Here is a 14,722-nt window from a genome sequence, read left to right on the forward strand (position 1 = left end):
GTCACCTCTCCTTCTGCAGTACGGACATCGCGGCGATGAGTTCGGCCTGGGGCTCCGGGTGCACGTCGAGGGCGTCCAGCGGGGCCAGTCGGCGCTCGCGCTCCGTGCGCAGCACCTTGTCGACGTACTCCGTGAGCAGCTTTCCGCCGCGGTCGCGCAGGCGGAGGGCGGAGTGGGCGCCGATACGCTCGGCGAGGATCTCACCGGCGGCGCGCGCCCGCCGGCCGCCCAGCAGCGCGGTGGCGAGGAGCGCGGCGACGACCTCGGGGTCCGGTACGACGCTCCTGCCGAGCCGGTCGGCCTCGTCCTCGGCGTACTCCTCGAGCACTCGTCGCCAGCGTCGTACGGCCATCCCGATCCGGTGTTCGGCGGTCTCCGGTCCGGGGGTGCGGTTCAGCAGGCCCGGCGCTGCCGCGGCCGGTTCCCGGCGCCAGGACTCGTCCACGCGCGCGTCGGCGGCGCTCACGGCACACAGCAGCATCTCACCGAGGCTCTCGACGAGGGCGTCCAGGAGTTCACCCGCTGTGCAGTCCAGCGGGAAGCTGTGCCACCTCTTGAGGGCGTCTCCGGCGAGCACCGCCCCGGCCTGCAGCCGGGCCCGTACGCGCGTGTGCTCGCTGTCGTACGCCGCGTCGGCCGCCGAGGTGAGCCGCAGCGCCGCGGCGTACTGCGCGGCCGCGGCACCGGCCAGCTCGGGCATCCGGGACCGCAGCGAGTCCAGCACGCCGCGTGCCGTACGGGCCAGCGCCTCGCGGCGTGCTCCGGGGTCCTGTGCGGCGTGCACGAGCCAGGTGCGCAGCGGGGCGACCGCGGAGGATGGCAGCAGACCGCCGCCCCACGCCGACTCGGGCAGTTCGGGAACGGTGAAGCGCGGTACGTCGCCGAGGCCCGCCTTGGCGAGCAGCGCGCCGTACTGCCGCGACACCTCGGCCACGACCTGGTGCGGCACCCGGTCCAGGACGGTGACGAGCGTGGCGTCGAGTTCCTTGGCGGTACGCAGCAGGTGCCAGGGGACGGCGTCGGCGTACCGGGCGGCGGTGGTCACCATCACCCAGATGTCGGCGGCGCAGATCAGCTCCGCGGCGAGGATCCGGTTCTCGGCGACGAGCGAGTCGATGTCGGGGGCGTCGAGGAGCACCAGGCCCGGTGGCAGGGTGTCGGCGGTCTCGATGCGCATCACCCTCTCGCCCGCCTTCTCACCCGCCCGGCCGGGCACGTTCCCGCCCGCCCGGCCGGGCGGGCGCGCGTGGTCGTCGCCCTTCGGGTCCTGCTGGGGCGTCCAGACGCGGGTGAGGTCGGGCAGGACGCGCATGCCGCTGAACCAGTGCTGGTCCTCCGGATGGCACACCAGCACGGGCGTACGGGTGGTCGGCCGCAGGACACCTGCCTCGCTGACCCGTCGTCCCACGATCGAGTTGACGAGTGTGGACTTGCCGGAGCCGGTGGAACCGCCGATCACGGCCAGGAGGGGTGCTTCGGGGGCGCGCAAGCGGGGCACCAGATAGTCGTCGAGCTGTGCCAGAAGTTCATCGCGGTTGGCACGCGCGCGTGGGGCCCCCGCCAGGGGCAGCGGGAAGCGTGCGGCAGCGACACGGTCGCGCAGCGCGGAAAGTGCGTCGAGCAGCTGAGGCCGTACGTCCAAGGTCACCACATGCGAAGAATGCCCAATTTTGGAGGATTTTTGAAGCGTATGGCTATCTCTGCGCGCCGATAGGACACACGGGATGGAAGGGGCGACTGGGGCGCAGGCATAACGAGTGCACAACACCCGAGGGGCGAGGCGCCAAAAGCGATGCAGGATTCGTACCTGCCTGCGATTATCAGGACCGCTTCACCGAACCTCCACATCACGCTGCGGAGGCGAAGCATCAGGGGCAAGGACCCGGGAGCCCTATCCTTGTCCCCGGCAAGGTCACGGATCGGCCCACCCGGGCACCAGACCTACGGCCACCCGGCCCCCGTAGCTCAGTGGATAGAGCAGGCGCCTTCTAAGCGCTTGGCCGCAGGTTCGAGTCCTGCCGGGGGCGCCCAACCTCCGCCCTCCTTCGGGAGGGCGTTTTTGCTGCTCAGAGCAGGTGCCGCCGGGCACGACGAAGCCCCGGCCCCTCCCTTGACGATCAAGGCAGGACTCCGGGGCTGTCCGGCTGTCACCGGGTTTCTGCGGGTCGCTGTGTCGAATACATGTCGAAGTTCTCGGCGTCAGTCGGTGCCGGAGCAGTCGGTGCCGGATCAGTCGGCGTCGGAGAGGTCGGGGAGATCCCCGGCAGCTTCGAGCCGCTTCTTCAGGTCCGGCAGCTGACCGTCGACACACCGGGCGTAGGTGGCGAGCAATACAGGCACGCTGTTCCCCGCCCACTCGGCCACCCGAGCGGGCGGGATCCCGTCGTTGAGCCACTTGGTCAGACGGGTGTGCCGGTTGTCGTACACCCGCTTCCCGGTCGGTGAATCGAAGACGTGCGGAGCCAGGACCGCGCAGCGAGCGCCCCGCCAGGCTCGGCGGATGACGGAGCCCGCGAGGATGCCGCCGTTCTCGCCCTGGAACAAAAAATCACCCGACTTGAGCTCTTCGTCTTCGATGTGCTGCCGCAGGATGCGAGGTGTCGGTCCACTGCTTGCCGACTTCCGGATGGCACATCTGTGAGATTGCCCGTCTCAGACAGCTCGCTGACTAGGCGTGGGTGACCATCCGCCGGCTGCGACGCTGCGGTCCGGCTCGCCACATCGGTCTAAGAGGGCATCTGATCTGGATAGTTGGTGTTCTGGGATGTTTTTGTGACTGGCGGTGTTGGTGGTCGTTGCATGAGGTGTGAGTGTTCGTCGTCCGTACCGCAGTGACGTGTCCGACGCCCGCTGGGCCTTGCTCGAACCGGTCTTCACCGCCTGGCGAGCGAGACGGACCGGGCCCGGCACGGCGGCGCGCGTGCACGACTTGCGAGAGATCGTCAATGCGACCTCTACGTCAACCGCACCGGCATCCCGTGGGAGTACCTGCCGCACGACTTCCCGCCGTACAAGACCGTCTACGACTACTACGCGAAGTGGGAAGCCGACGGAACCACCCAGCAGGTCCACGACCTGCTACGCGACAAGACCCGCCGATCCCACGGCCGCAACACGCAACCCACTGCGGCCGTGGTGGACGCGCAGAGCGTGAAGACCTCGGCAAACGTCGCCGAGACCAGCCAGGGCATCGACGCCGGCAAGAAGATCAAAGGGCGCAAGCGGCACCTACACCCTCGGTCTGGTGTTGGCCGTCCTCGTCACCGCCGCGAACGTGCCCGACACCGCCGGCGGAAAGCTCCTGCTCGACGACCTGGCCGCGGCACACCCCAGCGTGACCAAGGTCTGGGCCGACGGCGGTTACCAGAACAGCATCTTCAATCACGCTGCCCGGCTGTGCATCGACGTCGAGGTGGTGCAGCGGCCACGGGCGAGAGGGTTCGAGCCTCTGCCGAAACGGTCGGTGATCGAGCGGACCTTCGGCTGGCTGATGCAGCACCGCCGCCTGGCGCGGGACTACGAAGCCCTCCCGCAGAGATCCCGGACGATGATCCACTGGGCGATGGCCGGCGGGCGCGTAACAAAATGTCCCGCGAACTGACCGGAGAATCCGCACCAACCTGGCGAATTGAAACGGACATCTCACTCACAACGGCGTGAACATTGATCAGATGCTCTCTAAGCGTCACACCGTCCCTCCAGGGAGGCGAGCGAAGCGACTGGGATGGGAAGATTGCTCGGGCTATCGCACGCAAGATTCCCCACCTGCCGCCGCGCCGGCGTCTGGAGTGGTACTTCTCCTTCGGCCCACACTACTTCGAGAAGACCGACCTCCCGCGGCAGTACACGGTCACGGTCAGATCGACGGGTCCTGGAGGACCCGTCGAGCCTCTGACCTACGTAATTGATCTCGACGTGATTCAAGGGATGGCGCTGATCGAGAGACGGTCGTCGCCAATCTCGACGCAAAGAACACCGAGGCCCTAGGTCAGTGATCATTTGGCGCTCAGCCGACGACGCGAGCGGACAGTCGATGTGTCGGGCAAAACCTCAGCGACCACGGCGTAGACCGTTCCAGGCGCAGGCCCGTGCCAGACACGTGCCAGATCGTGCGGGGAACCACGGGGAACACCGGGCACGAGTTGAGCGCCCCAATCCGATGGCGGCACTGTTTCACTGCAGGTCAGCCCAAAAAGGCCGCCGATCACCTCAGCTTCCCAAGCTTAGGGCTTCGGCCACCGGATACGTGGTGGCCACCTGACCCGCGTTTGATCGCCTTTCAGGATCCTGCACAGCTGACCTACGTCGGCTAGTGCTGTGACCGTATACGTTCACCGGGTTGGGGATCCGTGACGCTAGGAGCTGAGCTGCTGTCGTGGACGGCTTGTACTCTGCACTCATTCGACGATCGGACGATCACGAACACGGGCATGCGGGCACGGGGCGGGCGTCCAGGGGCGGGAGCGCGGGGATTTCGATGAGTGACGCACATCCGATACGAAGCCGCAGACCGGGCCTCTCGGTCGGTGCGCTGATCATCGCCGGGGTCGTCCTCGTCGCGATCGGGGCCGTCGGCGCGTGGCTCCAGCACGACGCTCCCGGCCGGAGTGCGGAGCCGCGTACGGAGTTCACCGCGAACAACCCGCCCGCCGGTCTGCCCACCGCGCTCACCACCGGCCAGCACCTCCACTGGTCCCGCTGCACCTCGCCGCCCACCGCGCGCACTGGCTACGACTGCGCCGTTATGAAGACCCCCCTCGACTACCGGAAACCAGATGGCAGGACGATCGACGTCGCCCTGATCCGCCGCAAGGCCACCGGCCCGAACGCCCGGCGCATCGGCTCGCTCGTCCTCAACTTCGGTGGCCCCGGCGTGTCCGGCGTGAGCGGATTGCCCGAACGACTCAACCAGTACAAGCCGCTCCTCGACCGCTACGACCTGGTCTCCTTCGACCCGCGCGGCGTTGGCGCGACCATCCCCGTGCGCTGCGGAAAGACCGCGGACGACACCGGCTACGACGGGGCCGACGCCTGCGCCGAGCACTCCGGGGCGCGCCTCCCGTACATCGGCACCTCGCACACCGCGCGCGACCTCGACCTGATGCGCTACCTCCTCGGCGACGAGCGGCTGCACTACTTCGGGGTCTCGTACGGAACGGCGCTCGGCGCGGTCTACGCCCACCTGTACCCGTCGCACGTCGGGCGGCTCGTCCTCGAAGCGCCCGTCGATCCGACCGAGGACCTCAGCGAGGAGCAGGTGTCGCAGGTCAAGGCGGTCCAGGCGGCGTTCGACCGGTTCGCTGCGCACTGCGCGGCCCGTATCCGCCACTGCCCGACCGGCGACGGGCCCGAGGAGGCCGCGCGACGCATGGCGCGCCTGGCCGACCGCCTGGAGAAGAAGCCCGCCCCGGCCGGCGGCGGAAGGAACCTGGACGCCGACGACCTCGCGCACAGCGTCAGCGACCATCTCGTCCTCGGCACGGACGGCTGGTCGCCGCTCGCCAAGGCCCTCACCGCGCTGATCGACCACAACGACGGCGGTCCGCTGAGCAACGGCGCGGCCGACATGGGTTCCGCCGACCGCGCGGCGACCCCGCCCGACAACAGCCGCGTCGCCCAGACCGCGATCACCTGCGCGGACTCCAGCCTGCGCCCCGACATCGAACGCCTCGACCGGGACGAAGCCCGCGTCAAGGCCGCCTCGCCCGTCTTCGGCGCGGCCTGGTCCACCGGCGTCTACCTCTGTTACGACTGGCCGTTCGACGGCGAGCGCCTCACGCCCCAGGTGAACGCCGACGGCGCGGCCCCCGTCCTGGTGGTCGGCGGCACCGGCGACCCGACCACCCCGTATCCCGGCGCCCGCAACATGGCCCGCGCCCTGGGCGACGGTGTCGGCGTGCTCCTGACGGCCGAGGAGGAGGGCCACGGCACATACCCGCAGAACCGCTGCGTCACGGAGGCCGTCAACCAGTACCTCCGCACGGGCCGCACCCCAGCCACGGGAACGGTGTGCCGGGGCACCATGTCCTGAGGCCCGTACGGATCCGCCGGGCGGCCGTCAGCACACCGGTTCGCTCGCAGGGGCCCTGGGCGTGCACCACCACACCGCCCGGTCCGAGACCGCCTTTGGGTGGGTGCCGGTGCGGTGGTCGGGGCAGAGCGGCCGGACGATGCGCAGGCGGGCTGCGAGGTCGCTCCGGGCGGCCTCGGCCACCGCGACGTGAATCCCCGGCGCACGATCTGCGGCACTTCTGCCCCTCCTGGCCGGTCAGTCTGCTCACCGCACAGGCTCACCGCTCATCCAACCGTTCCAATCGCCAACCCGGCGAACCTTCCCGGTCAAAGCACTAGAGCGGACCCGCTTCTGGCCCGAAGCCACAGAGGAAGCGTTCTGGCACTGGCAGGCCTATGCCCATGGCCCCTTCAGACAACTTGTAGACCCCTTACAGGTCCCGACTGCGGCCTACCTGAGTGCGGGTGTTACAGCGCCAGCTTCCGTAAGAACACGTCCGCCACGAAGCCCGCTAACTCGGCCCGTAACTCCGCCACTTGCCGCAGATCCATCTATCCACCGTGCCTCGCACACCACGAACCGGCAAACAGACCTAACGGAGCACTACCAGTGTCCCGAGTCAGAGATCTTTCGGCAGTTCTGTCCGGTGCCGCCGACCCCGATTCGGCGGGCCACCCCAGGCGTCCGGGCACAGGTGGGCCTTGGAGAGAGCTGCACACCGAGGACGAGCTCGCCAAGCTCGAAGCCCGGACGGGCATGAGGCTGCCGTCCCGGTGCTTGGGCGTCGGGCCTGCTCACTGAACAAGTTCGATGTGCGGATGGTCGGGGGACACAGGGCAGACGTGGAGTTGCAGGTCGTAGGCGTCGGCGATGTTGAGGAGAGTGACGTTCGCGGGCCGGGTGCCGATGGGGAGCGGAGTCGGGTTCGTCCGTTCCTCTTCGGGCATCCAGCTCTTACTGCCGGCGTCCCATTCCCTGCTCGCGACGGTGATGAGCGGGATCGTCTCGGTGCCGCATTCGGGGCAGGGGCGGGGCACGGGGTCGGTGAGGCCCCAGCGGGTCCAGCCGCCGGTCTTCCACCCGGGGGCGTGGCACAGGTTGCGGAAGTAGTACTCCTGTGGGGTTTCCGCACCGGTGCCGTCCCACGCGTATCCGGCTGCCTCCCACCGAGTCACGTCGCCCAACTGCTGCTGCAGTTCCTTGCTCAGCTCCATGGGGCTGGGGTACTCGGTGACCTGCTCGGGTGCCAGCAGGCACGGCCTCGGGAGGTACCAGTCGAACTGGATCACGGGTGGCTCGGGCGGGGTGTCGAGGACGTCGGTGACGGAGGTGGACAAACGCCAGCGGAGGGCGGTTCGGGGGTGTGCGAACTCCGCGTGGTCGCAGGGGCACCACAGGACCTGGAGAAGATCGGCTCCGGGAGGGCTGCCCGGGAGGGGGACGTCACGGGCGTAGAGCTGGGCCACGGGAATCATGGGAATCGGACCGTCGAACCACGGGTGGCCCTTCCGGAGCCGCTGCTCGATCTCCTGCTCCTCGGGCGTGATCGCGGGGCCCTGGGGGTCGCGGAGTCGGCGCTCGGCCGCTGCCGCACGGATGCGACGCAGAAGCCGGATGTCGTCCGGAGAGTGCATCTCGTCTGCCGCGTCACTGTCGTGTGGCTCTTCGCAGTGGGGCCACGGCTCGTCGGCGGGCCAGAGGAGCGGCCCGCCGACGGAGCTTTCGTACGGCGTGGGCGACCCGGGGCGGGGATGCAGCCGGGTCGCCGTGCGGGCCATCGGGGCCAGTTGAGGGACGAGCGCGGTCACGTCGAGCGGCCGCGGCGGGGTGGTGAAACTCATGCTGGCTCCTGATGGCGCGAACTGACTGTGATCAGTTGCCGAGGTTGTACAACCCGGTGTTCTTCAGGGTGTTGGTGACATAGACGTTGGAAAACAACTGCTCGATCGTCCCGTCCGCCCGTTCGATATTAGCTTTCATCGTGACTCCCACCGGGATCGTGCTGGTGTCGTCGTTGTAGACGGGCGTCACCTGGTAGAAGATCGCGTCGTCCGGTCCGAAGGCGGACACGTCGCTTTGGATGACCTTCTGCGCCTTGGCCTCGTAGGTTCGCATGCTGGGCGTGCCAGTGTTCATCCCTGCCTGCCAGCATGGGACGAGATTGACCTGTATACCCCTTCCGCCGGTGATGTTCGGTATCAGGTGACACCGGGCCAGCCCGTTGGTGAGCGAGTTCGCGTTCTTGAAGATCTCCGCATCCTGCCAGCCGGGGATGTCTCCCTGTGCGGGGGTTCCCTCGGGGGCTGTCCTGTCCAGGCATGCCTGTGCCCGAGTCGGCCTGGCTCCGGCCCGGCCCAGCGGGGTGGTCGTCTTGTTGACGTGGGGGACCGGTTCGGTGGTGTTCAGGATCCACCCGGCGCCGCTGGTAGATGCATCGTCCGGCTTGGTGTCCAGGCAGCGGGCGCGCGGGCCGGTGTCCGGCAACGAGAACGTCAGCTCGAACTGGTCGGCGTCGATCACCCGTTGGTTCTTGAAGCCGTCGGCGAGCTGCGTGTCGGCGAACTGCTTCTCGTCGGGCGTGACATGGGCCTGGACGCAGGGTGAGGCGGGGTCCACGGCACGGGCGTCGTTCAGGACATAGGTGCCCCATTCGCCGCTGCCGAGGTTGGGGATCACCTTGACGCACTGAGCGCCGACGGCACCGCCTTCCTTCGCCTCGCCGAAGGGGAAGTCACCGCAGGAGTCGTTGTCGACGAGCTCCGGCTCAGGCGTGAAGCCGCCGCACGTGCTGGCGGTGCGGGCGGCCACGCCGCTCGTCGACCGGGTCAGAGGGCTGCCCTTCTTCCCCCAGGCGCCGTTGAGGTTCTTCTGCGCCCACGCGTAGGCGGCCACGGCGCCGCCGGCATCGGAGGCCCGCGCACTCATCGGTACGACGGGCATGATCGAAGGGATGACACAGCCGGCCGACGAGGTGCCCCCGACCGCGTTGTCGCAGCGGATCTTGCGCGGGTTGTCCCAGGAGGCGCTCGGGTCGATGGGCGTGGCGCCCGGGGAGGTCACGTACAGCTTGTACGAGGTGAGAAACTCCGCGACGGAGCCCGCCGCGGGGGCCGAGGAGTACTTGACGTCGCCGGAGAGGGTCTTTCCCAGGACCAGGTTGCTTTCGTACCAGGGCGCGGTCGTCGTCGCCCTGCAGCCGGTTGCGCAGGAGGCGCGGAACTTGGCGTCGAGGGCGGTGACGGCGTTGCTCGCAGAGGTCATCTTCACGGTGACGTGCTCGCTCCACGTCGTACCCGCCGCCGGCAGTGACGCACTGGTGGAGATCTCCAGGGTGCCGCGCCCGAGCTCCGCGCCCTTGCTGTCACGCAGGATGTAAAGGACGTTCACCCCGGTCACGCAGTAACTGAAACGCTCGTAGGAGTAGTTGCCGGGGTTGGTGAGGGAGCAGCTGCCGACGGCAGCCGGAGTGGCGGCGAGGCTCCGCGGCTGCGCCTTGGTTCGCGCGGCCGGGACGGGACTGGTGCTCACACACGCCTCGACGGCGCCCGCCCGGCGCTCCTTCGATCCTGCCTTTGTGGCCTCACAGTGTTCCCCTGACTGCTTGGGGAAGGCGCTGGTGGCGGGGGCGGTGGCGGTGGCCGGGGTGTCGGCCTGGTTCGTCAGGTCCATCCTCCCCGCGTTCCGCGGCTTCTCGTTCGCGGTCTGTGCCGTGGCCGTACCCGCCGTGGTGAGTCCCAGCGTCACTGCGGCAAGTACGGCAAGTACGGTCGACCGCGCCCGTATTCGGGTTGCGCCTCCAGGGCGTCTCTCGTGCATGTTTGTCAGATCTCTCTTCCTTGTTTCTTTGTCCTGGTGGCAGGGGGAAGGGGGGGCACCGGACGTGAAGTGCCCCCCCGGGGCAGCGGTGGGCGGCCTGCGCTCTACCGCGTCAGAGCCGTGCGAGAGGGACTCACTCGTCAGCCGACCAACTCGAAGAGATCCCTGGTGATGGCGGAGACCCCGTCCTCGACAACGTCCGCGATCTTGCCGACGACGGGCTTGACGACAGTGCTGGCGGGCTTCACTGCTGCACTCAGCCACTTGGACTGGCCGTAGGTGACCAGGCTCAGGCCGGTGCCTGCGGCGGACCACCAGAAATCGCTGCTCGTGAAGCCGTGTTCGATGCCGGTGAAGACAGTGCCGATGGCGCTCGCACCTGCGGAGACACCTGCGAGGAAGCCGGCTGCGGCGAAGGCCGGCGGGAAGACGAATCCTGCGAGAGTGCAGCCGGCGGCCAGGAGGCCGGCGCCGACGCTGACCACGTTGGCCGCGTCTGCGTAGAACTGGGCGTCGTTCCACCACTCGTCGGAGTCGGCGGGGTCCTTGGTGCCGTTGGGGTTGACTTGGTTGTTCCGGTCGTTGGCGGCGGGGTCACGCTTGGCCTCGCGGTCCGCCCGGGCCTTCTCTGCGGCTTCCTTGGCCTTGGCGGCCACTTCGGCCCGGTGCTTCTCGGCCGTGATCCGCTTGGCTTCGGAGTACGCGGCGGCGGCCTCCTTCGCGTCCGCCTGCGCGGCAAGCATGGAGGCACGGGCGGCGTTGGCCGAAGTCTGAGCGGCGGCGGAGGACTTGAGGGCGGCGCGCGCCGAGTCGATCGCCTTGTTGGCCGAGTAGTTGGCCGAGCGGGCCGCGCCACGGGCGGTCGCCGCGGCCGCCTTCGCTGTGTTGGCGGATGCCTGGGCGTCAGCGGCCGACTTGTCGGCGGCGTCCGCGTTCCGGCGCGCCTCGTCCGCGTAACTGTCGGCCTTCTTGGACGAGGCGATCGCCTTGTCCGCCCACTCCTGGGCCTTGGCGGCGTTGTTACGGGCCAGGTAGGCGGCCTGGGTCGCCCGCGCGGCGTTCTCCTGCGCCTTCTGAGCGATCTTCGCGGCGGCGGCGATGGCACCGCGGATCGCGGCGACATGGGTGGCGGTGTCGTGGTCGAGCTGGGCCGTCCGGAACTGGACCACGAGGATGAAGTTGCGGAGCATCCACGCCGGGCCCTCGAGGGCGACCTCGGCGTAGGCCTTGGTGAAGGGGCCACCGGTGTTGATGAGCTTTCCGGCGAGGACCTGGTCGTCCTCCTGTTGGGCCAGCGGGTAGTCGTGGTCGAAGAAGTAGTTGAGGGATTCGGTGGTGTTCTCGTCGAGTGCCTTGTTGGCAGCGTTGGTGACGGCCCTGCCCGCGCCATCGTTGAGGATCTTGCCGATCGCGACGCGCAGCTCCTCGTCGGAGGCCTTCTTCATGCCGATGGTGAGGAAGTCACCGATGGCCTTGGAGCTGGAACTCGCCAGGGCGAGCTGGGCGGCCTCGGCGATCTTCGGCGCGGCGATCGTCGCCACATGGAGGGTGGTCTCACGGTCGTCCTGGCCCTGGGCGAGGGCCCGATCGAGGTCGATCCAGGCGAAGACGTCGTCGTCGGAGCCCGCCAGGGCGTGCTGGGCGGCCTGCCGGGTCCAGGCGCCACGGGACTCGATCAGACCGATCGCGGCCTTGCGCCCCAGGGTCGCGGCGAGCGCCGTGTCGCCGGAGTACAGGGCCTGTTCGGCTCTGGTGGTGAGGTCCTTGATCTCCTGGGCGGTGCGCTCCGCCAGAAGGCGCTTGCCGCGGACGTCGGACAGATCGGTCGCCTCGGCGGAGGCGAGCAGCCGCGCCTCCTCGATCGCCTTCTGCTTGTCCTGCTCCAGAGTCTGGGCCTCGGCGGCGCGGGCGTTCTTCTCCACCTCGATGGCGTCGGCGACGGCCTTGGTGGCGACGTTCGCGGCCTTCACGGCCTCGTCGGCGTGCGCGGTCGACTTGTTGGCGTAGTCGATGGCCTGGCCCGCGTACTTCACGGCCTCCTCGGCGGCGGCTGCCGCCTTGTCGGCGTGGGCGGCGGCGGATTTGGCGGCGTCGCGGGCGGTGCGGGCCGCCTTGGCGGCGGCGGTCGCCAGTGCCTGGGCGGCGGAGGCCGCGTTGGTGGCACGGTTGGCGGCGCTGGTGGCGATGGCGGCCTGGCGCTTGGCCTCGGCGGCCTCCGACTGGGCGACACCGGCGGAGACGGCGGCCTGGGCTGCGGCCGTGGCGGCGGCGGCCGAATTGCGTGCGGCGGAGGCGGCGGCCGTGCCGGCGGACGCGGCCGCATCGCCGGCGATGGCGGCCTTGTCGGCGGCTGCGGCGGCGCTACGGGCCTTGGCCGCGGCGTTCTTGGCGGCGACCGCGGCGTCCTTGGCCTCCTGCGTCTTGCTCGCGTCCTTGGAGGCGGCTATCGCAGCCCTGTAGGCACGGGACGCGGCGCTGCCCGCGTTCGAGGCGGCCTGGGCGGCACCGGTGGCCGCCCAGGAGGCGCGGCGGGATGCGTTCACCGCTGCATTGGAGGCGTTGATGGCGTTGCGTGCGGCGTCCGCCGCGCCCTTCGCCGCGTTCGCCGCCTTCCGGGCAGCCGCCGCCGACTTCTTCACGTCGTTCTGGGCTGCGGACGCCTCGGCGGCGGCCTTCTGGGCGGCCTCCTTGGCCTTCCCGGCGGCGGTCTCGGCGCGGGCCGAGGCCTCCACGGCCAGGTTGGTCTCCTTCTGAGCGCGCTTGCCCTCGCGCTCGACGAGGGCCACCAGTTCCTCGATGGTCGCCGACTCCTGGTCACGGGCGCGCGCGATGTGCTGGCCGGTCTCCATGAACCACTCCACGTCGGCCGCGGTCCCCTCGAGCGCACGGCTCGCGTACTTCTGCACTTCCGAGCCACCGTTCACCAGCATGGCGCTGACCTGGACCCGGGTGTCCTCCAGGCGTGCGTCGTACTGCTTGTCGGTGAGGAAGGCGGTGAGAGCCGGTGCGGTGGCGGTGTCGAGAGCGGTGTTGGCGCTGCGCACCACCGCCTTGTCGCCGGTGGTCGAGACGGTGGTGGTTGCGACCCGGAGATCTTCGAGGATGGCCGGTTTAAAGCCGTCCTTCAGGAACGCGGCGATCGCGGCGTCGCCGCTCTCGAGAGCGGCGACGGCCTCTCTTCGCAGGCCCTTGCCCGCACGGTCCAGGCTGCGGACGATCGCGACGCGGTTGTCCTCCACCGTCTGCCTCGGCAGCGTCTCGGCGAGGAAGGTCTGGATGTCGGCGTCCGACCCGTAAAGGGCCTCGGCGGCGGCGGCCTTGACGCCCTTGCCACCGGTCAGCCACGCCCTGACGACCTTGGCGCGCTCGGTGTCCGGCAGCGGCACCGGTTCGGGTGCCGCGCCTTCTGCAGCGGCGGCGGCCGTGGGGAGGGGCGTTAAGGGTGTGGAGGCCACGGCGGCGGAGGCGGCGAGCGCGCCGAGCACGCGGCGCCGGCTCCAGAAGATTGTCTGCATCGGAGAGTTGTCCTCGTGTGAGCTGGTGACAGGGCATGCCGGATCGCACCGGCAGGGCGGTTTCCGGCGTGCCCGAAAGGTGGAATGCCGACGGACGCGAAGTGGCGTGCGTTCGCAGTTACGTGCAGTGCGGGACCATATCAACTGTCCATGCAGAGTAGGCCAATTATTTAGTCACGTTCTTCAACAGGCCTTCCAAGCACATGCCTTGATTAGCCATCAGAGACTTCTTTACACGTCCTTCACAAATCTTCGTGCAACCTTTATGAAGTGTGACGGAGGTCATGAATGAAGCATGTGGATTGCCACAGTATGCGCCGTTTTCCGCGCTCGACCTGAGGGTGGCTTCGTGTTTGCATGATGAAGAGGATGGCGATCACCGGGACGGGGGCTTCTCGCTTTGAGCCGTAAGGGAGCCTCTTCCAGCGCGAGTTGGAACGCACCCGGCAGAGCGATGCCGATAACGCATTCTGTGCACCCGAAATTCGAGACCGGTGACGAACATCCGGCCGTCAGCGACGAACTTGGGGATGCAATGAAGCAATGCAGCAGAATGTCCGTTAAGCCGCAGCGCAAGCGGATTGCGCTGCGCGCACTGGGCGCGGCCGCGGTCGGCGCCCTGGCCTGGATCACGGCGGCCACGAGCATCCCCGGCGGGGCGTCGCAGGAGACGAACCCCACCGCACTGGTCGCGGGGGAATCCCCCGGTTATGCGGTGGAGGACTTCAACTACCCGCTGGCGGACAAGATCCTGGCCGAGAAGAACATCCTCCTCAAGCGCGGTGACGGGCACATCACCCTGGCCGACTGCGCGAGTGGCGCAGGCCTTCTGGAGATCATGGCGCGGAACAAGGCGGACAAGATCTGCTTCAAGGTGGTGGGCAACTCGGGCTGGCTGACCCTGGAGATCCCGGCGGTTTACGCGATCAAGGGCAACGACTACACGACCGAGGTCGACATGACCGTAGGTGCCGAGGAGAAGTCGTTCGACCTCAACAAGAACGCCTGGACCCCGGTGGGTGAGGCCGCGGACGAAGAGGGCCGCGATCACCTGCTCGTCGAGATCAGGTCCTCCAAGTAAACACAGTCAACATTGTCATGCCCACCGCAATGCGGTCCGATGCCCACCGGACGCGCGGCCCTCGTGTCTAGGAATCCACGCTCATGCGCCTCTCCAGACGTCACCGTCTCTCCGCGTTAGCCGCTGCCCTGCTCGCGGCCCCCGTCGTACTGGGCGCCGTTCCGGCCGCGACCACCACGGCCGCGGCGCTGGGCGGAGTCGACGCCCCGGCACAGCTGAACTACGTTGCGAAGGTCAACGTCGGTGAACAGACCGCCTGCACCGGCACCCTCGTCGACCCGCAGTGGGTGCTGACCG

General features: G+C 68.8%; 7 protein-coding genes, 1 tRNA gene and 2 pseudogenes. 5 read left to right on the forward strand and 5 right to left on the reverse strand.

Features of this window, described 5'->3' with window-relative positions:
- Position 1: 1 nt before the first annotated feature.
- Positions 2-1,651 carry a dynamin family protein gene (locus EF387_RS24810; RefSeq protein ID WP_128378814.1) on the reverse strand — a complete coding sequence of 550 codons (1,650 nt, stop codon included), beginning with the start codon at positions 1,649-1,651 and terminating at the stop codon, positions 2-4.
- A 303-nt stretch (positions 1,652-1,954) separates the two neighbouring features.
- Here EF387_RS24810 and EF387_RS24815 point away from each other — a divergent pair.
- Positions 1,955-2,027: transfer RNA gene (locus tag EF387_RS24815), tRNA-Arg, on the forward strand.
- Between the two features lie 202 nt (positions 2,028-2,229).
- Here EF387_RS24815 and EF387_RS24820 read toward each other — a convergent pair.
- Complete coding sequence (locus EF387_RS24820; RefSeq protein ID WP_274388955.1) at positions 2,230-2,544, reverse strand: site-specific integrase; 315 nt, start codon at positions 2,542-2,544, stop codon at positions 2,230-2,232.
- A 262-nt stretch (positions 2,545-2,806) separates the two neighbouring features.
- Here EF387_RS24820 and EF387_RS24825 point away from each other — a divergent pair.
- Positions 2,807-3,660 (forward strand): annotated as a pseudogene (locus tag EF387_RS24825) (IS5 family transposase).
- 817 nt (positions 3,661-4,477) lie between these two features.
- Entirely contained in the window at positions 4,478-6,031 is a 1,554-nt protein-coding gene (locus tag EF387_RS24830; RefSeq protein WP_128378815.1) for an alpha/beta hydrolase, read from the forward strand.
- Positions 6,032-6,807: 776 nt separating this feature from the next.
- Here EF387_RS24830 and EF387_RS24835 read toward each other — a convergent pair.
- From EF387_RS24835 to EF387_RS24845, 3 genes are all read right to left on the reverse strand, one after another.
- Complete coding sequence (locus EF387_RS24835) at positions 6,808-7,854, reverse strand: hypothetical protein (RefSeq protein WP_128378816.1); 1,047 nt, start codon at positions 7,852-7,854, stop codon at positions 6,808-6,810.
- Between the two features lie 31 nt (positions 7,855-7,885).
- Positions 7,886-9,757: a DNA/RNA non-specific endonuclease gene (locus tag EF387_RS24840; protein WP_238431664.1), complete on the reverse strand. Its 1,872-nt coding sequence runs from the start codon at positions 9,755-9,757 to the stop codon at positions 7,886-7,888.
- A 212-nt stretch (positions 9,758-9,969) separates the two neighbouring features.
- Complete coding sequence (locus tag EF387_RS24845) at positions 9,970-13,344, reverse strand: ALF repeat-containing protein (RefSeq protein WP_202918359.1); 3,375 nt, start codon at positions 13,342-13,344, stop codon at positions 9,970-9,972.
- 553 nt (positions 13,345-13,897) lie between these two features.
- Between EF387_RS24845 and EF387_RS24850 the strand changes: the two genes are divergently transcribed.
- A complete protein-coding gene (locus EF387_RS24850) occupies positions 13,898-14,425 on the forward strand; it encodes a hypothetical protein (protein ID WP_238431665.1) in 528 nt (175 codons plus the stop codon).
- An 83-nt stretch (positions 14,426-14,508) separates the two neighbouring features.
- Positions 14,509-14,722, forward strand: a pseudogene (locus EF387_RS24855) (trypsin-like serine protease); the annotation flags it as partial.

Origin of the sequence: Streptomyces cavernae (assembly GCF_004023625.1) — a bacterium.
GTDB classification, from domain to species: Bacteria; Actinomycetota; Actinomycetes; order Streptomycetales; family Streptomycetaceae; genus Streptomyces; species Streptomyces cavernae.